24 protein-coding genes are annotated in these 26,030 nt (G+C 71.1%); 13 read left to right on the top strand and 11 right to left on the bottom strand.

Annotated elements, in window-relative coordinates; all coding sequences use genetic code 11:
* The first annotated feature begins 85 nt into the window (after positions 1-85).
* The 4 genes from pheS (at position 86) to ABZO29_RS36150 (ending at position 6,127) form a co-directional block, all read left to right on the top strand.
* Positions 86-1,207, top strand: coding sequence for a phenylalanine--tRNA ligase subunit alpha (gene pheS / locus ABZO29_RS36135; RefSeq protein WP_367324405.1), 1,122 nt, complete (start codon positions 86-88; stop codon positions 1,205-1,207).
* Positions 1,207-3,720 carry a phenylalanine--tRNA ligase subunit beta gene (pheT, locus tag ABZO29_RS36140; RefSeq protein ID WP_367324406.1) on the top strand — a complete coding sequence of 838 codons (2,514 nt, stop codon included), beginning with the start codon at positions 1,207-1,209 and terminating at the stop codon, positions 3,718-3,720. The genes pheS and pheT overlap by 1 nt, the downstream gene beginning before the upstream one ends.
* 412 nt (positions 3,721-4,132) lie before the next feature.
* Positions 4,133-5,473, top strand: coding sequence for a transcriptional regulator (locus ABZO29_RS36145; RefSeq protein ID WP_367324407.1), 1,341 nt, complete (start codon positions 4,133-4,135; stop codon positions 5,471-5,473).
* Between the two features lie 114 nt (positions 5,474-5,587).
* A complete protein-coding gene (locus tag ABZO29_RS36150; protein WP_367324408.1) occupies positions 5,588-6,127 on the top strand; it encodes an NUDIX hydrolase in 540 nt (179 codons plus the stop codon).
* 26 nt (positions 6,128-6,153) lie between these two features.
* On the opposite strand, the gene ABZO29_RS36155 is transcribed toward ABZO29_RS36150, so the two are convergent.
* Together ABZO29_RS36155 and ABZO29_RS36160 are read right to left on the bottom strand one after the other, a co-directional pair.
* The gene (locus ABZO29_RS36155) at positions 6,154-6,411 is read right to left on the bottom strand and encodes a hypothetical protein (protein WP_367324409.1); all 258 of its coding nucleotides are present in this window, start codon (positions 6,409-6,411) and stop codon (positions 6,154-6,156) included.
* A gap of 211 nt (positions 6,412-6,622) precedes the next feature.
* Positions 6,623-7,498, bottom strand: a complete 876-nt coding sequence (locus tag ABZO29_RS36160; RefSeq protein ID WP_367324410.1) for a 3-hydroxybutyryl-CoA dehydrogenase — start codon at positions 7,496-7,498, stop codon at positions 6,623-6,625.
* 172 nt (positions 7,499-7,670) lie between these two features.
* On the opposite strand from ABZO29_RS36160, the gene ABZO29_RS36165 reads away from it, so the two are divergent.
* Positions 7,671-8,888 carry a glycoside hydrolase family 10 protein gene (locus ABZO29_RS36165; RefSeq protein WP_367324411.1) on the top strand — a complete coding sequence of 406 codons (1,218 nt, stop codon included), beginning with the start codon at positions 7,671-7,673 and terminating at the stop codon, positions 8,886-8,888.
* A 1-nt stretch (position 8,889) separates the two neighbouring features.
* Here the strand turns inward: ABZO29_RS36165 and ABZO29_RS36170 are convergent, their stop codons facing one another.
* Positions 8,890-9,096 (bottom strand): DUF1918 domain-containing protein, encoded by a 207-nt coding sequence (locus tag ABZO29_RS36170; protein WP_367324412.1) that lies wholly within the window; start codon positions 9,094-9,096, stop codon positions 8,890-8,892.
* A gap of 93 nt (positions 9,097-9,189) precedes the next feature.
* Entirely contained in the window at positions 9,190-10,107 is a 918-nt protein-coding gene (locus ABZO29_RS36175) for a DMT family transporter (RefSeq protein ID WP_367324413.1), read from the bottom strand.
* Between ABZO29_RS36175 and ABZO29_RS36180 the strand changes: the two genes are divergently transcribed.
* Both ABZO29_RS36180 and ABZO29_RS36185 read left to right on the top strand, forming a co-directional pair.
* Complete coding sequence (locus ABZO29_RS36180; protein ID WP_367324414.1) at positions 10,106-11,569, top strand: PLP-dependent aminotransferase family protein; 1,464 nt, start codon at positions 10,106-10,108, stop codon at positions 11,567-11,569. The two genes, ABZO29_RS36175 and ABZO29_RS36180, sit on opposite strands and share 2 nt — an antisense overlap.
* A gap of 167 nt (positions 11,570-11,736) precedes the next feature.
* Positions 11,737-12,327, top strand: coding sequence for a histidine phosphatase family protein (locus tag ABZO29_RS36185; RefSeq protein WP_367324415.1), 591 nt, complete (start codon positions 11,737-11,739; stop codon positions 12,325-12,327).
* On the opposite strand, the gene ABZO29_RS36190 is transcribed toward ABZO29_RS36185, so the two are convergent.
* Positions 12,309-12,755, bottom strand: a complete 447-nt coding sequence (locus ABZO29_RS36190) for a DUF6314 family protein (RefSeq protein WP_367324416.1) — start codon at positions 12,753-12,755, stop codon at positions 12,309-12,311. The two genes, ABZO29_RS36185 and ABZO29_RS36190, sit on opposite strands and share 19 nt — an antisense overlap.
* Positions 12,756-12,887: 132 nt before the next feature.
* Between ABZO29_RS36190 and ABZO29_RS36195 the strand changes: the two genes are divergently transcribed.
* Positions 12,888-15,368 carry an alpha-L-arabinofuranosidase C-terminal domain-containing protein gene (locus tag ABZO29_RS36195; RefSeq protein ID WP_367324417.1) on the top strand — a complete coding sequence of 827 codons (2,481 nt, stop codon included), beginning with the start codon at positions 12,888-12,890 and terminating at the stop codon, positions 15,366-15,368.
* On the opposite strand, the gene ABZO29_RS36200 is transcribed toward ABZO29_RS36195, so the two are convergent.
* Entirely contained in the window at positions 15,355-15,801 is a 447-nt protein-coding gene (locus tag ABZO29_RS36200) for a carboxymuconolactone decarboxylase family protein (protein ID WP_367324418.1), read from the bottom strand. The two genes, ABZO29_RS36195 and ABZO29_RS36200, sit on opposite strands and share 14 nt — an antisense overlap.
* A 258-nt stretch (positions 15,802-16,059) precedes the next feature.
* Here ABZO29_RS36200 and argC point away from each other — a divergent pair, with 258 nt between their 5' ends.
* From argC to ABZO29_RS36225, 5 genes are read left to right on the top strand one after another with little or no spacing between them, the layout of a single operon-like run.
* Positions 16,060-17,088: an N-acetyl-gamma-glutamyl-phosphate reductase gene (gene argC / locus ABZO29_RS36205; protein WP_367324419.1), complete on the top strand. Its 1,029-nt coding sequence runs from the start codon at positions 16,060-16,062 to the stop codon at positions 17,086-17,088.
* Positions 17,085-18,236, top strand: coding sequence for a bifunctional glutamate N-acetyltransferase/amino-acid acetyltransferase ArgJ (gene argJ, locus ABZO29_RS36210; RefSeq protein ID WP_367324420.1), 1,152 nt, complete (start codon positions 17,085-17,087; stop codon positions 18,234-18,236). The genes argC and argJ overlap by 4 nt, the downstream gene beginning before the upstream one ends.
* Entirely contained in the window at positions 18,233-19,147 is a 915-nt protein-coding gene (argB, locus tag ABZO29_RS36215; RefSeq protein ID WP_367324421.1) for an acetylglutamate kinase, read from the top strand. The genes argJ and argB overlap by 4 nt, the downstream gene beginning before the upstream one ends.
* Positions 19,144-20,340, top strand: a complete 1,197-nt coding sequence (locus ABZO29_RS36220) for an acetylornithine transaminase (protein ID WP_367324422.1) — start codon at positions 19,144-19,146, stop codon at positions 20,338-20,340. Before argB ends, ABZO29_RS36220 begins: the two co-directional genes overlap by 4 nt.
* A 7-nt stretch (positions 20,341-20,347) precedes the next feature.
* Positions 20,348-20,893, top strand: coding sequence for an arginine repressor (locus ABZO29_RS36225; RefSeq protein ID WP_367324423.1), 546 nt, complete (start codon positions 20,348-20,350; stop codon positions 20,891-20,893).
* A 116-nt stretch (positions 20,894-21,009) separates the two neighbouring features.
* On the opposite strand, the gene ABZO29_RS36230 is transcribed toward ABZO29_RS36225, so the two are convergent.
* From ABZO29_RS36230 to ABZO29_RS36250, 5 genes are read right to left on the bottom strand one after another with little or no spacing between them, the layout of a single operon-like run.
* Positions 21,010-21,750 carry an FAD:protein FMN transferase gene (locus ABZO29_RS36230; protein ID WP_367326335.1) on the bottom strand — a complete coding sequence of 247 codons (741 nt, stop codon included), beginning with the start codon at positions 21,748-21,750 and terminating at the stop codon, positions 21,010-21,012.
* 55 nt (positions 21,751-21,805) lie between these two features.
* Entirely contained in the window at positions 21,806-22,576 is a 771-nt protein-coding gene (locus tag ABZO29_RS36235; protein WP_367324424.1) for an FMN-binding protein, read from the bottom strand.
* A gap of 55 nt (positions 22,577-22,631) precedes the next feature.
* Positions 22,632-24,014, bottom strand: coding sequence for a ferric reductase-like transmembrane domain-containing protein (locus ABZO29_RS36240; RefSeq protein ID WP_367324425.1), 1,383 nt, complete (start codon positions 24,012-24,014; stop codon positions 22,632-22,634).
* A gap of 59 nt (positions 24,015-24,073) precedes the next feature.
* A complete protein-coding gene (locus ABZO29_RS36245; RefSeq protein ID WP_367324426.1) occupies positions 24,074-24,517 on the bottom strand; it encodes an FMN-binding protein in 444 nt (147 codons plus the stop codon).
* Between the two features lie 10 nt (positions 24,518-24,527).
* Complete coding sequence (locus tag ABZO29_RS36250; RefSeq protein WP_367324427.1) at positions 24,528-25,880, bottom strand: ferric reductase-like transmembrane domain-containing protein; 1,353 nt, start codon at positions 25,878-25,880, stop codon at positions 24,528-24,530.
* Between the last annotated feature and the right edge of the window lie 150 nt (positions 25,881-26,030).

Here is a 26,030-nt window from a genome sequence, read left to right on the forward strand (position 1 = left end):
CCATGTGTCCCGGATACGGCCCTCAGGGAAGTCGCGGAGTCGGTGACGGGGACCTTCAGCCAGCCAATCGGAAGCACGGGAAGAGATGTCGGCACCCAATAAGTCGTACGACCCTGTCGAGGTCGAGGCGTTGAAACCGGAAGAGATCGAGCGCATGCGGGACGAGGCGCTCGCCGCCTTCGCCGCCGCGGACTCCCTCGACGCGCTCCAGGAGGCCAAGGTCGCCCACACCGGCGGTACGTCCCCACTGGCCCTCGCCAACCGCGAGATCGGCGCCCTGCCCCCGCACGCCAAGGCGGCCGCGGGCAAGCTGGTCGGCCAGGCCCGCGGCGCCGTGAACAAGGCCCTCGCCGCCCGCCAGGCCGAGCTGGAGGCCGAGCGGGACGCGCGCGTGCTGGTCGAGGAGGACGTGGACGTCACGCTGCCGTACGACCGCGTACCGGCCGGCGCCCGCCACCCGCTCACCACGCTCTCGGAGCGCATCGAGGACATCTTCGTGGCCATGGGCTACGAGGTCGCCGAAGGCCCGCAGGTCGAGGCCGAGTGGTTCAACTTCGACGCCCTCAACATCGGCCCGGACCACCCGGCCCGCGGCGAGCACGACACGTTCTTCGTGCAGGGGCCCGAAGGCGGCACCGAGTCCGGCGTCGTGCTGCGCACCCACACCTCGCCCGTGCAGATCCGCTCCCTGCTCGACCGTGAGCTGCCGGTCTACGTGATCTGCCCCGGCGTCGTCTACCGCACCGACGAGCTGGACGCCACGCACACCCCGGTCTTCCGCCAGGTCGAGCTGCTCGCCGTGGACGAGGGCCTGACCATGGCCGACCTCAAGGGCACCATGGACCACATGGTCCAGTCGCTGTTCGGCGAGGGCATGAAGACCCGGCTGCGGCCGAACTTCTTCCCGTTCACCGAGCCGTCCGCCGAGATGGACATGGTGTGCTACGTCTGCCGCGGCGAGTCCGTCGGCAACCCCGACCGGCCCTGCCGCACCTGCTCCAGCGAAGGCTGGATCGAGCTGGGCGGCTGCGGCATGGTCAACCCCAAGGTGCTGACCGCCTGCGGCGTCGACCCGGAGAAGTACAGCGGCTTCGCCTTCGGGTTCGGCATCGAGCGGATGCTGATGTTCCGCCACAACGTCGAAGACATGCGAGACATGGTCGAGGGTGACGTCCGGTTCACCCGGCCGTTCGGGATGGAGATCTGATGCGGGTCCCGCTTTCCTGGCTGCGGGAGTACGTCGACCTGCCGGCGACCGAAACCGGCCGTGACGTCCAGGCCAAGCTCGTGTCGGCCGGTCTCGAGGTCGAGACCGTCGAGCACCTCGGAGCCGACCTGAAGGGCCCGCTCGTCGTGGGCCGGGTGCTGACCATCGAGGAGCTGGAGGGCTTCAAGAAGCCGATCCGCTTCTGCACCGTCGACGTGGGCACCGCCAACGGCACCGGTGAGCCCCAGGAGATCGTCTGCGGCGCCCGCAACTTCGCCGTCGGCGACAAGGTCGTCGTGGTGCTGCCGGGCGCCGTGCTGCCCGGCGGCTTCGCGATCGCCGCGCGCAAGACGTACGGCAGGACCTCGCACGGCATGATCTGCTCCAGCGACGAGCTGGGCATGGGCGACGACGGCACCAAGGGCATCATCGTGCTGCCGCCGGAGACCGAGGTCGGCAAGGACGCCATCGAACTGCTCGAGCTGATCGACGAGGTCCTGGACATCGCCGTCACCGCCAACCGCGGCGACTGTCTGTCCATCCGCGGCGTCGCCCGCGAGACCGCCATCGCCTACGGTCTGCCGCTGCGCGACCCGGCGCTGCTCGACGTACCGGCCCCGAACGCGTTCGGCTACCCGGTCCAGGTCTCCGACGCGATCGGCTGCGACCGCTTCACCGCCCGCACGGTCACCGGCCTGAGCCCCGAGGCCCGCTCCCCGATCTGGCTGCAGCGCCGGCTGCAGAAGGTCGGCATGCGCCCGATCTCGCTCGCCGTCGACATCACCAACTACGTGATGATGGAGCTCGGCCAGCCGCTGCACGCGTACGATCGGGGGCTCGTCCACGGCACCATCGGCGTGCGCCGGGCCGAGGCGGGCGAGAAGCTCGTCACCCTCGACGGCGTCACCCGCACACTGGACGCCGGGGACCTGGTGATCACCGACGAGCGCGGCCCGATCGGCCTCGCCGGCGTCATGGGCGGCGCCAACACCGAGATCGCCGACCACGAGGACGTGGAGAACGCCACGGCCGACGTCGTCATCGAGGCCGCCCACTTCGACGCCGTGTCGATCGCGCGCACGGCCCGCCGCCACAAGCTGTCCTCCGAGGCGTCCCGCCGCTTCGAGCGCGGGGTCGACCCGCAGGCCGCGGCCGCGGCCGCCCAGCGCACGGTGGACCTGCTGGTGCTGCTCGCGGGCGGTACGGCGGAGGCGGGCGTCACCGAGGTCGTCGCGGCGTCCGCGCCGCGCACCATCGCCACCCCGGCCAACCACCCGGACAAGGTCGCCGGCGTCGACTACGGCCGCGAGACCGTCGTACGCCGTCTGCAGGAGATCGGCTGCGACGTGTACGGGCAGGACGAGCTGATCGTCACCGTGCCGTCCTGGCGTCCCGACCTCGCCGAGCCGAACGACCTGGCCGAGGAGGTCATCCGCCTCGAGGGCTACGAGAACCTGCCGTCCACGCTTCCCAAGCCCCCGTCGGGCCGCGGCCTGACCCACCGGCAGCGGCTGCACCGCCGCATCGGCAGGGCGCTGGCCGGTGCCGGGTACGTCGAGGCGCCGAACTACCCCTTCATCAGCGAGCAGGTCTTCGACCAGCTCGGTCTGGAGGCCGACGACCCCGCCCGCCGCGTCGTCCGGCTGACCAACCCGCTCAACGACGAGGAGCCCGCGCTCCGGACGTCGCTGCTGCCGGGCCTGCTGGGTGCCCTGCGGCGCAACGACGGGCGCGGTTCGCACGATCTGTCGCTGTTCGAGACCGGGCTGGTCTTCCACCCGCGCGAGGAGCAGAAGGTCGCCGCCGCCCTGCCCGTCGACCGGCGTCCCACGGACGAGGAGCTCGCCGAGCTGAACGCCGCGCTGCCCGAGCAGCCGCGCCACGTCGCCGTCGTCCTCGCGGGCGCCCGCGAGCAGGCCGGCTGGTGGGGCAAGGGCCGTCCGGTCGACTGGGCCGACGCGGTCGAGGCCGCGCGTACGGTGGCCAAGGAGACCGGCGCCGAACTGATCGTCCGCAAGGGCCAGTACGGGCCGTGGCACCCGGGCCGCTGCGCCGAGCTCGTGGTCGTCATCGACGGCACGGAGACGGTCGTGGGCCACGCCGGTGAGCTGCATCCGCGCGTCCTGAAGGCCCTGGGCCTGCCGGAGCGCGCCTGCGCGATGGAGCTGAACCTGGACGTGCTGGAGCGGGTCGGCGACGACACCCCGCAGGCCCCGGGCATCTCCACGTTCCCGGTCGCCACGCAGGATGTCGCCCTCGTGGTCGACAAGTTCGTCCCGCACGCGGCGGTGGAGGAGGCCCTGCGCGAGGGCGCCGGTGAACTCCTGGAGGCCATCCGGTTGTTCGACGTCTACGTCAATGACGACCAGCTCGGTGAGGGCAAGAAGTCGCTGGCGTACGCGTTGCGCTTCCGCGCGGGTGATCGGACGCTGACGGTCGACGAGGCGTCCGCTGCCCGGGACGCGGCGGTCGCCCTCGCGGGCGAGCGCACAGGGGCGGTGCTCAGGGGCTGATCGCCGCGGGGACTGCGCTGTCTGCCGGCTGCGGATTCGTCGTGGCTGGTCGCGCAGTTCCCCGCGCCCCTGGGTCGGTGAACTCACCGGCGAACGACCGAACCGCCCTGCCACCAACTCCTCAGGGGCGCGGGGCCGTGTCGCGTTGCCAGCGCAGCGTCGGCGCCGGCGCGACCGTCCGCCCCGCCACGGAGTGTCGGGCAGGCAGCTGGGCGGACGGCGCGAATGCGGGCCGCCGCACTGTACGAGGGGGAGCCGGCGGCCCGGCCGGCCTCTTTGCGAGGCATTTCAGTCAACCGGCTGGAAACTCTCCGCAACAGTGCGCGTACAGCCCGGATTCGCGTACTCCGTTCACACCCCGTGTGAAGGCGGACGCACTACGCTGTCGGCACCGAGGCACCGGGGGGCATCAATGCAGCCCAACACACTGCTCGACGCGATCCTGGACGAGGCCGGGATCTCGCACGCGGGCCTGGCCGCGCACGTCAACCAGGTGGGACGCGCGCGCGGCCTCGCCCTACGCTACGAACACACCGCCGTGGCACGATGGTTGAAGGGCCAGCGCCCCCGCGGCCAGGTGCCCGACCTGATCTGCGAGGTGCTCGCCGCGCGGCTGCACCGAACGGTCACGCTCGACGACATCGGCCTCGGTGTCCCGGGCGAGCCGTCGACCCCGCACGGCACCTCCCTCTCCGGATTCGTCGAGCGGGCCACCGCCCTGTGGCGCTCCGACGAGCAGCAGCGCCCGCACATCCTCGGCGCGCCCGCCGTCACGGGAACGCCCGCCGTGATGCCCGTGTGGGAGTGGGAGAACCCTCCCGAGGACGTCGACGTCTCGCGCGGTGGGCGGCACCGGGTCACCCCCGCCGACATCGAGATGCTGCGCGCGGCCCGCGCCCACTACGAGCAGATGTACCGCAAGGCCGGCGGCATAGCGACCCGCAGCCGCATCGTCGGCTTTCTCAACGCGGAGGCCGCGCCGCTGCTGCGCGGCAGCTACACCGACGAGACGGGCCGCCAACTGCACCGCGCCACCGGCGGGTTGGTAGCGGTCGCCGGGATCTGCGCCTACGACTCCGACGCCCACGGCCTCGCCCAGCGCTACTTCCACCAGGCGCTGCGGCTCGCGAAGGCCAGCGGGGACCGGGGACTTGGGGCCTATGTGATCGCCCTGCTCGTCAACCAGTCGCTGTTCATGCGGGAGTACCGGCAGGCCGTCGCCTTCGCGGAGGCCGCGCTGCGGGCCGCCGGCAAGCACATCACGCCAGCGCTCGCCTCGGACCTGTACGCGATGCAGGCCAAGGCGTACGCACATCTGGGCGACGGGACGAGCGCCCTGTCCTGCATCCGGCGTGCCGAGCAGGCCGCCGAACGCATCCGGCGCGGATACGAACCCGACGAGACCGGGTATGTCCAGCCGGGCCTGGTCAACGTCCAGGTGGCGGAGGCGCTCCTCAGCCTCGGCGACCTGCAGGCCGCCGCGGAGCACGCCACGGCCGCCGTGGACAACCCCGCCCACGACCGGGGCCGGGTGCACCGGCTCGCCATGCTCAGCACGATCGAACTCCGCCAGGGCAACGCCGACAAGGCGGTGGCCATGGCGGTGCAGATGGCCGAACAGGCCCGCGGAATGGAGTCCCAGCGGCTGCGCGACAGACTCCGGGCGGTCCGCGAGCACCTGGTGCGCAGCGGCTGCGCCGGGACGGCCGAGGCCGCCGAACTCATCGACGGCGCACTGCGCGTACCGCTGTAATCGACAGGGAGTCAACTGCGCCCACCGCTGCGCTGCGAGTGGCTTCCTGTGCGCCTGCTGAGAATCCGCTCCTGCTGCGATATTGCCACTTACTCGGCGGAAGGTGGCAGAACCGTGCAGTGGACGAAACAGAACGAACAAACTGTGTATGAAAACCGCTGGTTCAGCGTCAATCTCGCAGACGTCGAGTTGCCGGACGGCCGGCATCTCGACCACTTCCTCATACGGCTGCGGCCCGTTGCCGTGGCCACGGTGGTGAACGAGGCCAATGAGGTCCTCCTTCTGTGGCGCCACCGTTTCATCACCGACAGTTGGGGGTGGGAACTCGCGGCGGGCGTCGTCGAGGACGGCGAGGACATCGCCCGCGCGGCCGCCAGGGAACTCGAGGAGGAGACCGGCTGGCGGCCGGGACCCCTGCACCACCTCATGAGTGTGGAGCCGTCCAACGGCCTCACCGACGCCCGGCACCACATCTACTGGGCGGACGAAGGCACGTACGTCGGACACCCCGTGGACGACTTCGAGTCCGACCGCCGGGAATGGGTCCCCCTCAAACTCGTTCCCGACATGGTCGCCCGCGGCGAGGTCCCGGCCGCCAACATGGCGGCAGCGTTATTGCTCCTGCACCACCTCAGGCTCGGGCAGGACGCGTGACCCGACCCCCCACCGCGCCCTGATGGCTAGTGCCCGAGGGCCTGCCATACGGCCACCACGAGCGCCCCCACGGAGGTGACGGCCGCTACCGCGGGCAGCGGCCAGCGTGCGTGTTCCAGTGTGACGATCCGGGTGCTCAGTTCGTCCAGTTCCTTGGCGGTCTCCTCGGTGCGGTGCGTGAGCAGGGCCAGCCCGCCCTCGACGCGGGCGTATGCCACGTCGAGCCGGCGCCGTAACTCTGCGAGTTCTCCATGGACCACGGGATGCTCGGGATCGGCGGTCACGTGTCCGCTCCTTTCCGTAGTCGTCTCACATCCCTTGCATGCGCATGGAGAGTCAACTCGCCTGGTGGATGCGTGGGGAGAGTGTGCGAGCGGCATATGCGTGCCCGGCGCGCACACGGTGTGTGAATGCCGTGGGCCCGGTACCGTCTGCGGTACCGGGCCCATGGGCGTCGCACTGTGTAATCAGCACCCTGGAACGTGCACTGTGCGCTCAGCCGTAGGTGTAGAAGCCGGAGCCGGTCTTGCGACCCAGCCGGCCCGCCTCGACCATGCGCTGCAGCAGCGGAGGAGCGGCGTACAGCGGCTCCTTGAACTCCTCGTACATCGAATGCGCCACCGACGCCACCGTGTCCAGGCCGATCAGGTCGGACAGTTTCAGCGGGCCCATGGGGTGGGCGCAGCCCATCTCCATGCCGTTGTCGATGTCCTCGCGGCTGGCGATGCCCGACTCGAACATCCGGATCGCGGAGAGCAGGTAGGGGATCAGCAGCGCGTTCACCACGAAGCCGGAGCGGTCCTGGGCGCGGATGGCGTGCTTGCCGAGGAGCTTCTCGGTGAACAGCTGCGCCCGGCTCAGCGTGCCCTCGGAGGTGGTGAGCGCCGGGATCAGCTCGACCAGCTGCTGCACCGGGGCCGGGTTGAAGAAGTGGATCCCGACGACCTGGTCGGGGCGGGAGGTCGCCACCGCCAGCTTCACCAGGGGGATCGAGGAGGTGTTGGAGGCCAGGATCGCGTCCGGCCGGGTCACGACCTGGTCGAGCACCTGGAAGATCTCGGTCTTGACCTGCTCGTTCTCGACAACGGCCTCGATCACCAGATCCCGGTCGGCGAACTCGCCGAGGTCGGTGGTGAAGCCGAGGCGCGCCTGGGTGGCGTCCCGCTCCTCCTCGGTGATCTTGCCGCGCTCGGCGGCCTTGGCCAGGGAGCCGAACAGCCGGGTGCGGCCGATCTCCAGGGCCTCGCCGTTGGTTTCGGCGACCTTCACGTCGAGTCCGGCCCGGGCGCACACCTCGGCGATGCCCGCTCCCATCTGGCCACAGCCGACCACTCCGACGCGCGCGATGTCTCCTGCCGGGATGTCCGTCACATCGTCCCCTTCGCTGTTCTAGGGCTTCGGCAGACTTGCCGTGGTTCGGCGCCTGCTCCGATCGTGCACGTTACTCCCAAGTATCGATGATCGATCGCCCGGGTACGGCATCCTTGGGCGCGAAGACGATCCGCGACGCGCGGATCCGCAGAGTATGGGGGTGTTTGTGAAGATGGGGCGAGTGACCCGGCGGGCATTCGCGCTGGCCGCGCTGTCGACGCTGGCGATGGGCTCGGCGCCCGCCGCGGGGCACCCCCGGCGCGCGGCGACCGAGATGCGGGGCATGTGGATCGCCACCGTGGCGAACCGCGACTGGCCGTCCCGCCCGGGCCTGACCGCGGCCCAGCAGCGCGCCGAGCTGATCGCCCGGCTCGACCTGGCGGTCCGCAGCGGCCTCAACACGGTGATCCTCCAGGTGCGGCCCGCCGCGGACGCCCTGTGGTCCTCGCCGTACGAGCCGTGGTCGCAGGTCCTCACCGGCACCCAGGGCAAGGCCCCGGGCTGGGACCCGCTGGGCACGGCCGTCGCGCAGGCCCACGCCCGGGGGCTGCAACTGCACGCCTGGTTCAACCCGTACCGGATCGCGACCCACGGCGACCCGACGAGGCTCGTCGCCTCCCACCCCGCCCGCAGGCATCCGGAGTGGGTGGTCCGCTTCGGCGGGAAGCTCTACTACAACCCGGGTCTGCCGCAGGTCCGCGCCTTCGTCCAGGACGCGATGCTCGACGCGGTGCGCAAGTACCCCGTCGACGCCGTGCACTTCGACGACTACTTCTACCCGTACCCGGTGGCGGGCCAGACCTTCGACGACGACGCCGCGTACGACGCCTACGGCGCCGCCTTCCCGAACCGGGCCGCCTGGCGCCGCGACAACATCGACAGGCTGGTGCGGGAGACCGCCGCCCGCATCAAGCGGATCCGGCCCACCACGCAGTTCGGGATCAGCCCCTTCGGGGTGTGGCGCAACGCCTCAAGCGACCCGCGCGGCTCGGACACCAGGGCCCTGCAGTCGTACGACGACATCCACGCCGACACCCGCAAGTGGGTGCGCGAGGGCTGGATCGACTACATCTGCCCGCAGCTGTACTGGAACATCGGTCTCGCCGCCGCCGACTACGCCAAGCTCGTGCCCTGGTGGGCCGAGGTGGCGCGGGGCTCGCGCACGAAGCTGTACCTGGGGGAGGCGCTGTACAAGGCGGGCGACCCGGCACAGCCCGCGGCCTGGCAGAACCCGGCCGAGCTGTCCCGGCACCTCACCCTCGCCGCCCGATACCCGCAAGTGCGCGGGCACGTCTTCTTCGCCGCCAGGGACGTGGCGGCGGACCGGATCGGGGCGATGAAGCGGGTGGTCGCCGACCACTACCAGCAGCCGGCGAGACCTCCCCGCTGATCTATCGGCCGATCGAGTGGCCGGTGTCCTTGTGGCGGATCTCGGTGTCGGGGCCGGGCGAGCACAGGCCCTCGTGACCGTCCTCGAAGCGGACGCGGTACGGGGGGTTGCCCTCCTGGCCCAGTACTTCGACGATCTCGCCGATCTTGTCGTGTTGCCCGACCACCCTGCCGTGCTGGACAAGCTGGTCGCCCACGGTTGCACGCATCTTGGGGGCCTCCTCACGATGTGCGGGAGCAGCGGTCCGTGGCCTTGAGTCTACGGCGCGGGGCGGCGGTGGGGAGTGGGCCGTACGGCCCACTCAGCCACGCGCCCGCTGGGTGACGGCGATACAGACGAGGACCGCCGCGGCCGTCAGCGGGGCGGCCACTGTCAGGTGCTCGCCCAGCAGCAGCACCGACCACACCAGTGTGAGCAGCGGCTGCGCCAACTGCAACTGGCTGGCCTTCGGGATGCCGATGGCCGCCATGCCGCGGTACCAGACGAGCAGTCCGAGGAACTGCGATCCCGCCGCGACCCACAGCAGGCCGGCCACGCTGTGGGCGCTCAGCCGTACCGGTTCGTACGACAGCGCGAGCGCGGCGGCGGGCACGGTGAGCGGCAGGCACAGCACCAGCGCCCAGCCGATCACCTGCCAGCCCGGCATGACCCGGGCCAGCCGGCCGCCCTCGGTGTAGCCGGCCGCGCACACCACGAGCGCGGCGAACAGGTACCCGTCGGCGGCCGTGAGCGCGCCCCCGCTCTGCTGCACGGTGAACGCCAGCACCGCGACCGCGCCCGCCACCGCCGCCGCCCAGAAGGTGCGGGAGGGGCGGGTGCCGACGCGCAGCGCGGAGAAGAGCGCGGTGGTCAGCGGCAGCAGCCCGACGACGACGGCGGCGTGGGCCGTGGTCGAGGTCTGCAGGGCGAGCGTGGTGAGCAGGGGGAAGCCGAGGACCACCCCGGCGGCCACGACCGCGAGGCCCGCCCGGTGGCGGCGGTCGGGGAGCGGTACACGCAGCGCGAGCAGACAGCCTCCCGCGATCAGTGCGGCGAGGACGCTGCGCACGGCGACCAGGGACCAGGGTCCGAAGCCCTCCAGGCCCCAGGCGGTGGAGGGGAACGTGAGCGAGAAGGCGACGACGCCCAGGGCGGCCTGGAGGGTGCCGAGTCCGGGGCGCTCGCGCGGGGCGGTGACTGCTATCCGGGGCGGGGCAATAGCGCTACTCTGTGTCTTCATGCAAGAGCGTAGCAGCGTGGGTGAACTGGCGGATCGGCTGCGGCAAGAGCTCGACCGCTACTCTCCTGGTGGAAAGCTCCCGTCGAGCCGGTCCCTTGTCGAGCGCTTCCGGGTGAGTCCGGTGACCGTGTCGCGCGCCCTCGCACAGCTGGCCGCCGAGGGGCTGGTGGTCACCCGGCCCGGTGCGGGCGCCTTCCGCGCCGCCCGGTCCCGAGCGGTCGTCGCCCCCGCGGGGGACACCTCCTGGCAGGAGGTCGCCCTCAGCGCGGACGGGGCCTCCGATCTCGTACCACGCTCGGTGGACGCCTCAGGCGTGCTGGTCTCGCTGGCGGCTCCACCGCCCGGCGTGATCGAGTTCAACGGCGGCTATCTGCATCCCTCGTTGCAGCCGGAGCGGGCCATGTCGGCGGCCCTGGCGCGCGCGGGGCGCCGGCCGGGCGCCTGGGGGCGGCCGCCCATGGAGGGGCTGCCGGAGCTGCGCGAGTGGTTCGCGCGCGGCATCGCAGGACCGGGAGGGGGCGTCACCGCGGCCGAGGTGCTGATCACGGCGGGCGGCCAGTCGGCACTGACGACGGCGCTCAGGGCACTGGCGCCGCCCGGCACGCCCGTGCTCGTCGAGTCGCCCACGTATCCGGGCATGCTGGCCATCGCCCGCGCGGCGGGCCTGCGTCCCGTGCCCGTCCCCGTGGACGCGGACGGGGTGAAACCGGCGCTGCTGGCCGACGCGTTCCGGGCGACCGGCGCCCGGGTCTTCGTCTGCCAGCCGCTGTTCCAGAACCCGACCGGAGCGGTCCTCGCCCCCGAGCGGCGCGGCGAGGTGCTGCGCATCGCACGCGAGGCGGGCGCGTTCGTCGTCGAGGACGACTTCGTACGACGGCTGGTGCACGCGGACGCCGGACCGCTGCCGCGCCCGCTCGCCGCCGACGACCCCGACGGAGTCGTCGTCCACGTCGGCTCCCTGACCAAGGCGACCTCGCCCAGCTTCCGGGTCAGCGCGCTCGCGGCCCGCGGTCCCGTCCTGGAACGCCTGCGCGCGATCCAGGTCGTCGACACCTTCTTCGTGCCCCGCCCGCTGCAGGAGGCGGCCCTCGAACTCGTCGGCTCGCCCGCCTGGCCGCGCCACCTGCGGGCGCTCTCGGCCGAGTTGAAGAGCCGCCGTGACGCCCTGACCACCGCCCTGCGCCGCCACCTCCCCGAACTCGTCCTGCCGCACGTCCCGTCCGGTGGCTACCACCTCTGGCTGCGCCTGCCCGACGGCACGGACGAGACCGCGCTGACGGCGGCCGCCCTGCGCTCGGGCGTGGCCGTCACGCCCGGCCGCCCGTACTTCAGCGCCGAACCCCCGGCCCCCCATCTGCGCTTGAGCTTCGCGGCGGTGGCGGGGGCGGGGGAGATCGCGGACGGGGTACGACGGCTGCGCACGGCCTGCGACGAGATCCTCCCCGGACACCGTTCGGCATGACGAACCGTAGCCGTGCGGACCGCGGCCGCTCCTCGACCGGTGAATGACGCTCCCTTTCTGGTGACTTGTCGGTCAGGTCCGGACCTTGAAGTAAGGTTTCGTCAACCCTGGGTAACTCCCATGCAACGCCCCTTGACCTGCGGACTTTCGCGGCTCACGATCGCCGCATGGCACTTCGGGTCACGTTCGTAGCGACCGCGCGCAGCTCCCCGCTGCTCGCGGAGCGTTTCCAGGACGACCGGCCGCTGGAGCTCGCCGGCTGGAACGAGGTGCAGCGGGTGGCCCACGAGTTGCTGCCGCTCGCCGCCGCCGACCTGCGCTACTGCTCGCCCACGCCGCGCAGCCGCGCCACCGGGGACGCACTCGGATACGCCCCGCTCGTCCAACTCGCCCTGCGGGACTGCGACATGGGTCGCTGGCGAGGGTTCACGCTCGGCGAGGCGATGGCCCGTGAACCGGAGGCGGTGGACGCCTGGCTCGCCGACCCGCGCGCCACCCCGCACGGCGGAGAGTCGCTGCTCGCCTTCATCACCCGCGTCGGCGGCTGGCTCGACACCCGGCCCGTCGAGGACGGCTGCCGCGTCGTCGCCGTCGCCGAACCCTCCGTGATCCGCGCCGCCCTGGTGTACGTGCTCAAGGCGCCGCCGGCGACGTACTGGAACATCGACATACGCCCCCTGTCGACGACCACCGTCACCGGCCACGCGGGCCGCTGGAACCTCCGCTTCGACGGGGCCGCTCAGCCCTCGCGCACGTAGTCGGTGGTGAGGACGAGGTCCTTCGCCGGGCCGCGAACGTGCCAGACCGCGCGCCAGTGGTCCGCGTCCCGGACGGTGAACTCGCCCCGGTAGAGGTCCGCCGCGCATGGGTGGTCGGCCGTGTGCCACCCCGTCGTCAGGTCCAGGTCATGGAAGGGGCGTCCGTCCGCGAACCGCACGTCCGCCGTGCCGGGCGCGCCGGCGGGAAGGAAGCGCAGGGTCCGCTCGGCGGGCCGGGAGACGCCCCGCCAGGTGAAGGTGCCGGACTCGTGGTGGAGGAGACCGGCCTCGCCGTTCAGTGGGCCGAACTCGGTGATCCCCTCGAAACGGCCCCCGTCGCCGCTCGCGAGGTCCCGCACCGACCGCTCGACCCGCCACCGTCCCGCGAGGTACGTGAGTACGTCCGGTACCGGCCAGAACTCGCCCATTCCGTCCCGCTCCCCGAAACTTCCGCTGCCGCACGCCCCATTGACGACTTCAGACCCCCTCTCTATCTTGCCGTTCGAAGTGCTGATCATCGTCCGATATTTCGAACCAGCCCTTTGAGTCGCGGAGTATCCATGTCACGCAGCACCACCCGCTGGAGATTCGGTCTCACAGCCACCGCCCTCCTGGCGGCCACCGCACTCCTCCCCGCGCCCGCGCACGCCGAGGACGTCACCGACTACGCGATCACCGTCGACCCGACCGCCAAGGGTGCGCAGATCGACGACACGATGTACGGCGTCTTCTTCGAGGACATCAACCGCGCCGCCGACGGCGGGCTGTACGCCGAGCTCGTGCAGAACCGATCCTTCGAGTACTCCACCGCCGACAACCGGTCCTACACGCCGCTGACCTCCTGGACGGTCGACGGCACCGCGCAGGTCGTGGACGACGACGGCCGCCTCAACGCCCGCAACCGCAACTACCTCTCCCTGGACGCCGGTTCGTCCGTCACGAACGCCGGCTACAACACCGGCATTCGCGTCGACGGGGGCAAGAAGTACGACTTCTCGGTGTGGGCCCGCTCCGAGACCGGCACCGACCTCACCGTCACGCTGAAGGACGCCGCCGGCACTCTGGCGACCGCCCGCCAGGTGGCCGTCAAGGGCGGCTGGACCAAGTACAAGGTCACCTTCACCGCGACCCGCACCAGCAACCGCGGCCGCCTCACCGTCGCCTCCACGAACGCGGCCGCCGTCGACATGGTGTCGCTGTTCCCGCGCGACACGTACAAGAACGAGCCGAACGGCCTGCGCAAGGACCTCGCCGAGAAGATCGCCGCCCTGCACCCGGGCTTCGTGCGCTTCCCCGGTGGCTGCCTGGTCAACACCGGGTCCATGCAGGACTACAGCGAGGCCTCCGGCTGGCAGCGCAAGCGCAGTTACCAGTGGAAGGACACCATCGGCCCGGTCGAACAGCGTGCGACCAACGCCAACTTCTGGGGCTACAACCAGAGCTACGGCCTTGGCTACTACGAGTACTTCCGCCTCTCCGAGGACATCGGCGCCATGCCGCTGCCCGTCGTGCCGGCCCTGGTGACCGGCTGCGGCCAGAACAAGGCCGTCGACGACGACGCGCTGCTCAAGCGGCACATCCAGGACACCCTCGACCTCATCGAGTTCGCCAACGGCCCGGCGACCTCCACGTGGGGCAAGGTCCGCGCCGAGATGGGCCACCCCAAGCCCTTCCACCTCACTCACATCGAGGTCGGCAACGAGGAGAACCTCCCGAACGAGTTCTTCGCCCGCTTCAAGCAGTTCCGCGCCGCCATCGAGGACAAGCACCCGGACATCACGGTCATCTCGAACTCCGGCCCGGACGACTCCGGCACGACCTTCGACACCGCATGGAAGCTGAACCGCGAGGCGAACGTCGACATGGTCGACGAGCACTACTACAACAGCCCGAACTGGTTCCTGCAGAACAACGACCGCTACGACTCCTATGACCGCAACGGCCCCAAGGTCTTCCTCGGCGAGTACGCCTCGCAGGGCAACGCCTGGAAGAACGGCCTCGCGGAAGCCGCGTACATGACCGGCCTGGAGCGCAACGCGGACGTCGTCGAACTCGCCTCGTACGCCCCGCTGTTCGCCAACGAGGACTATGTGCAGTGGCGGCCGGACCTGATCTGGTTCAACAACCGCGCCTCCTGGAACTCGGCCAACTACGAGGTCCAGAAGCTGTTCATGACCAACGTCGGCGACCGCGTCGTCCCGTCCAGGTCGACCGTCACGCCGAACGTCAGCGGCCCCATCACGGGTGCCGTCGGTCTGTCGACGTGGGCCACCAGCGCGGCGTACGACGACGTGAAGGTCACCGCCGCGGACGGCTCGACGCTGCTCAGCGACGACTTCTCCGGTGACGCCTCGAAGTGGACGCACACCGGGGGCGGCAGCTGGTCGATCCAGGACGGGCAGTACGTCCAGACGGACGCCGCCGCCGAGAACACCATGGTCCAGGCGGGCGACCCGTCCTGGCACGACTACGACCTGCACGTGAAGGCCACCAAGAAGTCCGGCAGGGAGGGCTTCCTCGTCGCCTTCGGCGTCAAGGACACCGGCAACTACTACTGGTGGAACCTGGGCGGCTGGGGCAACACCCAGTCCGCCGTCGAGCAGGCCGTGGACGGCGGCAAGGGCACACTGATCACCAAGGCGGGGTCGATCGAGACGGGCCGTGCCTACGACATCGACATCAAGGTGCGCGGCCGCCAGGTCACCCTGTACCTGGACGGCAACGAGTGGGGCAGCTTCACCGACGACAAGCCGGCTGAGCCGTTCCGCCAGGTCGTGACCAAGGACGCGACGACCGGTGACCTGATCGTCAAGGTCGTCAACGCCCAGTCGGCGGCGGCCCGTACGGCGATCGACCTGGGCGGCGCCAAGGTCGCCTCCACCGCCCGGGTGACGACGCTGGCCGCCGACCCGGCCGACGTGAACACCGAGACGGACTCGCCGGTCACCCCGGTGACGTCCACCCTCTCCGGGGTCGCGGCCAAGTTCACCTACACCTTCCCGGCGAACTCCATCACGTTCCTGCGGATCAGGCAGGGGTAGCCGGAGCCGGGTCCGCGGGCTGCTGTCCGAGCGGCAGCAGCCCGCGCTCGGCGAACACCCTCTTCGCGGCGAAGGTGGCGTTGAGCGCCTTCGGCATGCCGCAGTAGACGGCGGAGTGCAGCAGTGCCTCCGTGATCTGCTCGGGCGTGAGCCCCACGTTGAGGGCCGCGTTCACATGCACCTCCAGCTGGGGTTCGCAGCCGCCGAGCGCGGTGAGCATGCCCAGTGTCACCAGCTGACGGTCGCGCGGGGCGAGCCCCGGCCGGTCGTAGATCTCGCCGAAGGCCCAGGCGACGACCTGGTGGCCGAGCTCCGGACTGATGTCGGAGAGGGAGTCGAGGACCCGCTGCCCGGCCTCGCCGTCGACCTTCCTCAGGACTTCCAGGCCGTGGGCGAAACGGTCTTCACGGGACATGGCGTCGTTGTCGGTCATGACCGAGACGGTAGGACCTGGAGCGCACTCCAGGTCAAGCGGCGTGTACGCGGCGTGGTCCGCGTGCTCGTCGACCGCGCGGAGACGTCGGCGCGTGCATGCCGGGAGCCGGTTCGCCCGCCTCTTCGCCTCGGCGGTGGCGGTCCCGGTGACGTTCGTGGTCGACCCGCTTGATCGCGCTGCCGAGGGTGGACACTGCCCAGGATTGCATAAACATGCAGCGAAACGTATAGTCGTGCCATCCAGGAGGAGGGTGACATGGCGGTACGTGCGGCGGTGGCCGGAGCGAGCGGGTACGCGGGCGGAGAGGTCCTGCGTCTGCTCCTGGCGCACCCCGAGGTCGAGATCGGTGCCCTGACCGGCAACTCCAACGCGGGCCAGCGGCTCGGAGCGCTGCAGCCCCACCTGCTGCCGCTCGCCGACCGTGTGCTGCAGGAGACCACCGCCGAGGCCCTCGCCGGCCACGACGTGGTCTTCCTCGCGCTTCCCCACGGACAGTCCGCCGCCGTCGCCGAGCAGCTCGGACCGGATGTGCTGGTCGTGGACATGGGCGCCGACTTCCGGCTGAAGGACGCGGGCGACTGGGAGAGGTTCTACGGATCGCCGCACGCCGGGACCTGGCCGTACGGCCTCCCCGAACTGCCGGGCGGCCGCGCTGCGCTGGAGGGGTCCAAGCGCATCGCGGTGCCCGGTTGCTACCCGACCGCGGTCTCGCTCGCCCTCTTCCCGGCGTACGCCGCCGGGCTCGCCGAGAGCGAGTCCGTGATCGTCGCCGCCTCCGGCACGTCCGGCGCGGGCAAGGCGCCCAAGCCCCACCTGCTGGGCAGCGAGGTCATGGGCTCCATGACGCCGTACGGTGTCGGCGGTGTCCACCGGCACACCCCCGAGATGATCCAGAACCTCTCCGCCGCCGCAGGTGAGCCGGTCTCCGTCTCCTTCACCCCGACCCTCGCGCCCATGCCCCGCGGCATCCTCGCCACCTGCACCGCGAAGGCGCGCCCCGGCACCACCGCGGAGTCCGTCCGCGCCGCCTACGAGAAGGCCTTCGCCGACGAACCCTTCGTGCACCTCCTCCCCGAGGGCCGGTGGCCCGCCACGGCGTCCGTCTACGGTTCCAACGCCGTTCAGGTCCAGGTCGCGTACGACGACGCCGCCGGCCGCATCATCGCGATCAGCGCCATCGACAACCTGACCAAGGGCACCGCGGGCGGTGCCGTCCAGAGCATGAACATCGCCCTCGGACTCGACGAGACCACCGGGCTTTCCACGATCGGAGTCGCACCGTGAGCGTCACGGCAGCCAAAGGGTTCACGGCGGCGGGCATCGCCGCCGGGATCAAGGAGAACGGCAACCCTGACCTGGCCCTCGTGGTCAACAACGGGCCCCGCCGCGCCGCCGCCGGTGTCTTCACCTCCAACCGTGTGAAGGCCGCGCCGGTGCTGTGGTCCGAGCAGGTGCTCAAGAGCGGCCAGGTCTCCGCGGTGGTCCTCAACTCCGGTGGCGCCAACGCCTGTACGGGCCCCAAGGGCTTCCAGGACACGCACGCCACCGCCGAGAAGGCCGCCGAGGTCCTCGGCCGGGGCGCCATCGAGGTCGCCGTGTGTTCCACCGGCCTCATCGGCGTACTGCTCCCCATGGACAAGCTGCTCCCCGGCGTCGAGACCGCTGCCGCCGCCCTGAGCGAGCACGGCGGCGAGAAGGCCGCGATCGCCATCAAGACCACCGACACCGTCCACAAGACGTCCGTCGTCACGAAGGACGGCTGGACCGTCGGCGGGATGGCGAAGGGCGCCGGCATGCTCGCACCCGGCCTCGCCACCATGCTCGTCGTCCTCACCACCGACGCCCCCCTCGACGGCGACGTCCTGGACAAGGCCCTGCGCGCCGCCACCAAGGTCACCTTCGACCGGGTCGACTCCGACGGTTGCATGTCGACCAACGACACCGTGCTGCTGCTCGCCTCCGGGGCCTCCGAAGTCACCCCGGAGTACGAGGAGTTCGCCGCTGCCGTACGGGCCGTCTGCGACGACCTGGGCCAGCAGCTGATCCGCGACGCCGAGGGCGCCAGCAAGGACATCAGGGTCGAGGTGATCAACGCCGCGACCGAGGACGACGCCGTCGAGGTGGGCCGCTCCATCGCCCGCAACAACCTCCTCAAGTGCGCCATCCACGGCGAGGACCCCAACTGGGGCCGTGTGCTCTCCGCGATCGGCACGACCGGGGCAGCCTTCGAGCCGGACCGGCTCAACGTCGCCATCAACGGCGTCTGGGTGTGCAAGAACGGCGGCGTCGGCGAGGACCGCGAGAAGGTCGACATGCGCTACCGCGAGGTGCACATCGTGGCCGACCTCGCCGCCGGCTCCGAGACCGCCACCATCTGGACCAACGACCTCACCGCCGACTACGTCCACGAGAACAGCGCCTATTCGTCATGAGCACTACGCGTAAGCACACCGCACTGCCCAAGGCCCAGATCCTCATCGAGGCGCTGCCCTGGCTGGTCAGGCACAACGGCAAGACCGTCGTCATCAAGTTCGGCGGCAACGCCATGATCGACGAGCAGCTGAAGGCCGCGTTCGCCCAGGACGTCGTGTTCCTGCACCACGCCGGCCTGCGGCCCGTCGTCGTGCACGGCGGCGGCCCGCAGATCAGCGCCGCCCTCGACCAGCACGGCATCGTCAGCGAGTTCAAGGCGGGCCTGCGCGTCACCACCGAGGACGCCATGGACGTCGTACGGATGGTGCTGGCCGGACAGGTGCAGCGCGAGCTGGTCGGGCTGCTCAACCAGCACGGACCGCTCGCCGTCGGACTGACGGGCGAGGACGCGCACACCATCACCGCCACCAAGCACCAGCCCGAGATCGACGGCGAGCTGGTCGACATCGGGCGGGTGGGCGAGATCACCGACATCGACACGGGTGCGATCGAGGCCCTGCTCGCCGACGGCCGGATTCCGGTCGTCTCGTCGATCGCCCGCAGCCAGGACGACGGACATGTCTACAACGTCAACGCCGACACGGCCGCGGCCGCACTTGCCGCCGCTCTCGGCGCCGAAACCCTCATGGTCCTCACGGACGTCGAGGGGCTCTACGAGGACTGGCCCAACAGCGACGAGGTGATCAGCCGCCTCACCGCTTCCCAACTGGAGAAGCTGCTGCCGGAGTTGAGCTCCGGCATGGTGCCGAAGATGGAGGGCTGCCTGCACGCCGTGCGGGGCGGCGTGCGCACCGCCCGCGTCATCGACGGCCGGGTCCAGCACTCGATCCTGCTGGAGATCTTCACCGACGAGGGCATCGGCACGATGGTCGTGCCCGACGCAAAGCCGGACGAACAGGGGGAGTCGTGAGCAACCAGGAGCTGACCGCGCGATGGCAGGGCGCGCTCATGAACAACTACGGCACGCCGCGGCTGCCCCTCGTGCGCGGTGAGGGCAGCCTGGTCTGGGACGCCGACGGAAAGCAGTACGCCGACTTCGTCGGCGGCATCGCCGTCAACGCGCTCGGCCACGCCCACCCGGCGATCGTCGAGGCCGTGAGCAGGCAGATCGCCTCCCTCGGCCACATCTCCAACCTCTTCATGGCCGACCCGACCGTCACGCTCGCCGAGCGGCTGCTGCAGCTCTTCGGCCGGGACGGCAAGGTCTTCTTCTGCAACTCCGGTGCCGAGGCCAACGAGGCCGCCTTCAAGATCGGCCGGCTGACCGGGCGGAGCCACATGGTCGCCACCCAGGGGGGCTTCCACGGCCGCACGATGGGTGCCCTCGCGCTCACCGGCCAGCCCGCCAAGCAGGAACCGTTCCTGCCGCTGCCCGGCGACGTCACGCATGTGCCGTACGGCGACGCGCAGGCGCTGGCCGCCGCGGTGACCGAAGAGACGGCCCTGGTCGTCATCGAGCCGATCCAGGGTGAGAACGGCGTCGTGGTCCCGCCCGCCGGCTACCTGAAGGCGGCCCGGGCGATCACGGCCGCCACCGGTGCGCTGCTGGTCCTCGACGAGGTGCAGACCGGAATCGGCCGTACCGGGCACTGGTTCGAGTACCAGGCCCACGAGGGCGTGCTGCCAGACGTCGTGACCCTGGCGAAGGGGCTCGGCGGCGGGCTGCCGCTCGGCGCGACCGTCGCCTTCGGGCGGGCCGCCGAGCTGCTCCTGCCGGGCCAGCACGGCACCACCTTCGGCGGCAACCCGGTCGCCTGCGCCGCCGGACTCGCCGTCGTCGACACCATCGCGAACGAGGGACTGCTCGAGAACGTCAAGCGGCAGAGCGCCGCGCTGCGCGACGGAATCGAGTCGCTGGGGCACTCGTTGATCGCTCATGTCCGGGGCGCGGGCCTCCTCCTGGGTATCGTGCTCACCGAGACGCTCGCGCCACAGGTGCAACAGGCGGCTCAGGAGGCCGGTTTCCTGGTGAACGCGCCCGCCCCCGATGTCGTACGGCTGATGCCGGCGCTGAACCTGGGCGACGACGTGGTGGACGCGTTCCTCGGAGCGCTGCCCGGCATCCTCGACGCAGCGAACGGGGACGGACGATCCGGGGAATGAGACGACGATGAGCCAGGAGCAGGACCACGAGCAGCCGGGGGCCTCAGGGCCCGCCGTGCCGCAGACGCGCACCGCCCGCCACCGCCGGATCGTGGACATCCTCAACCGGCAACCGGTGCGGTCGCAGAGCCAGTTGGCCAAGCTGCTCGCCGACGACGGGCTGAGCGTCACACAGGCGACGCTCTCCCGGGACCTGGACGAGCTGAACGCGGTGAAGATCCGCAACACCGACGGCGACCTGATCTATGCGGTGCCGAGCGAGGGAGGTTTCCGTACCCCTCGTGCACCGCTGGGGGGGTCGGCGAAGGAGGAGCGGATGCGGCGGCTGTCGCAGGAGCTGCTGATCTCCGCGGAGGCTTCGGCGAATCTCGTGGTTCTGCGCACCCCGCCGGGCGCGGCCCAGTTCCTGGCTTCCGCCATCGACCAGGCGGAACTGCACGACATCCTGGGCACGATCGCCGGTGACGACACGTTGCTGCTGATCAGCCGGGATCCGGTCGGAGGACAGGCGTTGGCGGACCACCTGCTGCGACTGGCTCAGAACGGCCATTGAGGGGTGGGGTGACTGCGGTTCGCCGAGTGCGGGCCGGTGCGTGGCTGGCCGCGCAGTTCCCCGCGCCCCTGGGGAGTAGCAGCCGGCCCGCGCCGCACACTGCAGCCGGTGACCGCTCACCCCAGCCGCGCCGCCAACCCCCCGGTGCACCGCACCTCATCCCCGGCCGTGATCAACAGTGCCTCGACGTCCGGCAGCGACTCCAACCACCGCAACCCCTGCCGCGACCCCATCGCAAACGCCGCCGTCGCCCAGCAGTCCGCCCACGTCAGACGGGGCGCCACCACCGTCACCGCCACCAGATCCGTCACCGCCGACCGCCCGGTCCGCGGATCCACGATGTGCGCCCCCCGCTCAGCCGTCCCGGACGTCGCCACCGCCAGCTCGTCCGCACCCGCCGCGGAGATCACCGCCGCCAGCCCGCCCGGACGCAGGGGATCCGACACGCCCACCCGCCAAGGCCGCGCAGCCCCCGGCACGCCCAGCAACTGCACGTCCCCGCCACCGTTGACGCTCACCCCGCTCACGCCCCGCGCCGCCGCGACCGTCCGTGCCGCCCGCTCCGCGGCCCAGCCCTTGACGATCCCCGTCGGGTCCGTGCGCCCCTCGTACGACGTGCTGAACCAGCCCTCGCTCACCCGCTCCGCCTCGGCGCCCAGCTCCAGCACCTCGGCCACCTCGGGATCGCACTCCTCGACGGTCAGCTCCCCGCGCGCCAGCCGGGAGACCTGGCTGTCCTCGCGGTACGTGCTGAACACCTCGTCGACCCGGTGCAGCCCGGCGACCGCCTCTTCCAGTGCCGCCCGGACCGCCCCGGGGTCCCCGCCGCGGACGTCGAAGGAGAAGACGGTCCCCATGACCTCCTCCGCGAGACGTACCGCGGCGGGAGCTTCTGCGGACTCGGCCACCGTGTCAGCCACCGGCCTGGTCCAGGGCCGACTGGAGGGACTGCTTGTAGCCGGTGCTGGTGTACGTGGCCCCGGACACCGAGTCGATGTCGGCACTGCCGGCCGCCACCGCCTCCTGGTTGAGCTTGGGTATGGACAGCTCGGTCTTCTGGGAGCTGGTCCCGCCGGACGGGGCCTGAACCGCCTCCGCCTTGGTGATCTTCCCACCGCTGACGGTGATGCGGACCTGGACCGGACCGTACTGCGTCTGGGCCACGCTGCCCGTGACGGTACGGGCCTCGGCCTGGCCGCTTCCGGAGTCCTGCGAGGACGAACCGGCGCTCGCCTTCGCCTTGTCCAGCGCCGACTGAAGCGACTGCTTGTACCCGGTGCTCGTGTACGTCGCCCCGGACACCGAGTCGATGTCCGCGCTCTGCGCGGCGACCGCCGCCTGATTGAGCTTGGGCACGGCGTCCGCGGTGATCTGGTCGCTGCGCCCGCCCTTGGGCGCCTGGACCGCCTCGGCCTGGGTGATCTTCCCGTTGCTCACGGTCAGCCGGACCTGCACGACCCCGTACTGGGTCTGCGTCGCGTCACCGGTGACCGTTCCGGCGGCGGCGGCCCCGGCCCCTCCCTGGGCCGACTCCTGAGCCGCCGCCGTCTGCTGCGGGGCCACGCCCGCCGCCGACGCGGAGGCCGGGTCGGACGCCGGTTTCAGCGACAGCAGCAGCACGATCCCGGACACGGTGGCGGCGGTGGCGAGCACAACGCGGCGGATGGGGTGGCTCTTCTTCATCGCTCCAGATTCCTGTCGCTGGTCATTCCCGTCGATTCCCTTGCGTTCCCGTCGCTCACATCTCGAACGACTCGTGATGGATACGGCGGGCGGGGACCCCCGCGCCGCGCAGTGCGTCGTACACGCCCTGGGCGAAGCCGTTCGGCCCGCACATGAAGACGTCGTGGCGGTCGATGTCCGGGATCTTCCGCTGCAGGGACTCCGCCGAGATGTCGGGGCGTTCCCCGTCCGGGCTGTTCACCGCGTACATCAGCCGGGCGCCGCGCTCGTCGGCGATCTTCGCCAGCTCGTCCCAGAGTGCCAGGTCCTGTGTGCTGTTGGCCCGGTAGAGCAGCGTGATGTCACCGGACGCGCCGGGCAGCGTCTCGAACAGCGCCCGCATCGGGGTGATCCCGACGCCGCCCGCGACCAGCAGCACCTTGCCGCGGCTGCGCCGCTGGGCGGTCATCGCGCCGTACGGGCCCTCGGCCCAGACCTTGGTGCCGGGCGTGAGCTCGCGGAGGCGGGCACTGTGGTCGCCGATCGCCTTCACCGTGATCCGCAGCATGTCGGGGCGGGGCGCCGCCGACAGCGAGTACGGGTGCGAGCTGAACCGCATGCCCGGCGCCAGGAACCGCCAGCGGAAGAACTGCCCGGCCTCCGCGCCCATCCGGTGCAGTTTGCGCCCGCCGATCAGCACCGACACGACGCCCGGCGTCTCCTCGATCACCGCCTCGACGAACATGCGGTGACGCAGGTTCAGCCGGATCGGGGTGAGGATGCGGTACCACACCACGAGCGCGGTCACGGTGCCGTACAGCCCGTACCAGACGGTTTTCGCGGTGGGTTCGACGGCGAACTCGTTGCCGGTGGTGATCTGGTGCCAGAACGTCAGGAACACCGCGGCGTACGTCATCAGATGGATGTGGTACCAGGTGTCGTACGGCAGCCTGCGCCGCACTCCGCCGATCGACACCAGCCCGATGACGAACAGCAGACCGGTGCCGATGGCGGCCTTGCCCATGTCCGGCAGCTGGTTGATGGAGTCGATGGTCTGCTGGACGATGTCGCCGAGCGACTTGCCGGCCTGCAGCGCGTAGCCCCACATGGTGAGGAAGACGTGCGCGATGACCAGGCAGAGCGTGTAGCGGCCGCTCATCGCGTGCCAGCGGGCGACCCGGTCGGAGCCCACCCGGCGTTCCAGGGCGGGCACGCGGGCCATCTGGAGCACGACGAGCGCCATCAGATACCCGGCGAGCATGCCGGTGATCCGCCCGGCGTTCAGGATCTTGCCGTTGTCGTCCGCGATGGACGGCGTGTTGTGCCACCACAGCCACAACACGCCCGCCGCACCCGCCCATACGGCGATCAGCAGCGGGACGGCGGGCGAGCGACGCGGGCGGATGCGGCGCATCGTCTGGCGGCGGGCGGCACGGCCGCCTGCGAGCGTGGTGGTCACGGTTCCTCCGTGGGTACGGCACCCTTGGCCCACAGATACGTGCCGAAACTCGGGAGTGTTCAGAGCCCCGCGGAGTCCAGTGCGGACTGGAGTGACTGGCGGTAACCGTCACTCGTGTAAGTCGCCCCGGAGACCGTGTCGATGTCCGCGCTCTGGGCGTCCAGTGCCTCGCGCCGCAGTTCGGGAATGGCGTAGGCGTTGATCTGCTGGTCGCGCGGATTCTCCTGGGGATAGGTGACCGCCGTGACCTCCGTGAGCCTGCCGTCCTGCACGGTGATCTTCACCTGGACGGGGCCCCAGCGGGTCTGGACGGAGTCGCCGGTGACGGTCTTGGTGCCGGTGGCACTGGATGTGCCCGAACTACTCGACGAAACAGGGGAGTTCACGGCGACGGCCGGGCTCGTGTGCGGCTTCAGCGACAGCAGCAGCACCATCCCGGAGACGGTGGCGGCGCTCGCCAGCACGATGCGGCGCAGCGGACGGTTCTTCTTCAGGGCGTGCACGTCTCGGGCCTCACAGTTCGAAGGACTCGTGGTGGATACGGCGGTCCGGCACACCGGCGGCGCGCAGCTCCTGGTACAGGTCCCGGGCGAAGCCGTGCGGACCGCAGATGTACACGTCGTGCTCGGACAGGTCGGGAAGGGCCGCGCTCAGCGACCCGGCCGTGAGGTCGGGACGCTCCCCGCCCGGCCCGTTGAGCGCGTACAGCACCCGCGCCCCGCGCCAGCGCGCGACGGCCTCCAACTCCCCGCCCAGCGCGAGGTCCTCGGCCGTCCGCGCCCGGTACAGCAGGGTGACGTCGCCGGGCAGCGTCTCGAACAGCGCCCGCAGGGGGGTGATGCCGACCCCGCCCGCGATCAGCAGGGACCTGTGCGCGGTGCGCCGGTCGGCGGTCAGCGCCCCGTACGGCCCCTCCGCCCACACCCGCGTGCCGGGCCGCAGCAGCGCCACGGCCGCGCTGTGCCCGCCGAGCGCCTTCACCGTGATCCGCATCAGGTCCTGCCGGGGCGGCGCCGAGAGGGAGTACGGCGTCGAGGTCCGGCCCATGCCCTGGGCGAGGAACCGCCAGCGGAAGAACTGCCCGGCCCGCGCACCGAGTTCGTCCAGCCGCCGCCCGCGTACGACGACGGAGTACACGCCCGGCGCCTCCCTGTGCACGGACTCCACACGAAGCCGGTGCCGCAGGTTGAGCCGTACGGGGGCGAGGATCCGGAACCACACCACGAGGGCCGCGACGCCCAGGTACAGCACGTACCAGGCGGCGGTGGCCGCCGTGTTGCCGGTGAAGTCGTTGCCGAGGGCCAGCTGGTGGCCGAAGGCGAGGAAGGCGGCGGCGTACGTGAGGAGGTGCACGTAGTACCAGAACTCGTAGCTGGTCCGGCGGCGCACGGCCCGGGCCGAGGTGATGCCGACAGCGAAGAGGATCGCCGTGCCGGCGGTGGCCTTCAGCATCTCCGGGTAGTCAAGGATCACGGTGACCGTCTCGTGCCAGAACGAGGCGCGGTCCTGGGCGGCGTACCCGGCGAGGATCAGCACGATGTGCGCGACCAGCAGGCAGACCGTGTACCGGCCGGCCATGGCGTGCCAGCGCGCCACCCGGTCCGAGCCGATCCGCCGCTCCAGCAGCGGCACCCGTGCCATCAGACCGACCAGCACCGCGCAGGTGTACCCGCACAGCAGACCGGCGATCCGCCCGGCCCCGGTCAGCCATCCCGCCGTACCCACCACGGAGCCGGTGCCGGACCACCACAGGGCGAGCACGGCCGCGGCCCCGGCCCACAGCACGGCGAGCACCGGGCCCGCGGGTGAGCGCCGGGGCGCAGGCAGCACGGGCGGTGCCGTCCGCCGCTCGTACACGGTGGTCATGTGTGTGTCCTTTCTCCGTTCCCGGACGCCACTGTGCGGGTGGAACCTCTCAGCACCCTTTGAATCCGCACCTCGCTGAGCGGACTCAGAGGAAATTCAGAGCCTGCGCGGCCGCACGCCGCTGCCGCGAGGGGTGATCCTGGTAGGGCG

The sequence above is a fragment of the Streptomyces sp. HUAS ZL42 genome (genome assembly GCF_040782645.1).
Lineage (GTDB): Bacteria > Actinomycetota > Actinomycetes > Streptomycetales > Streptomycetaceae > Streptomyces.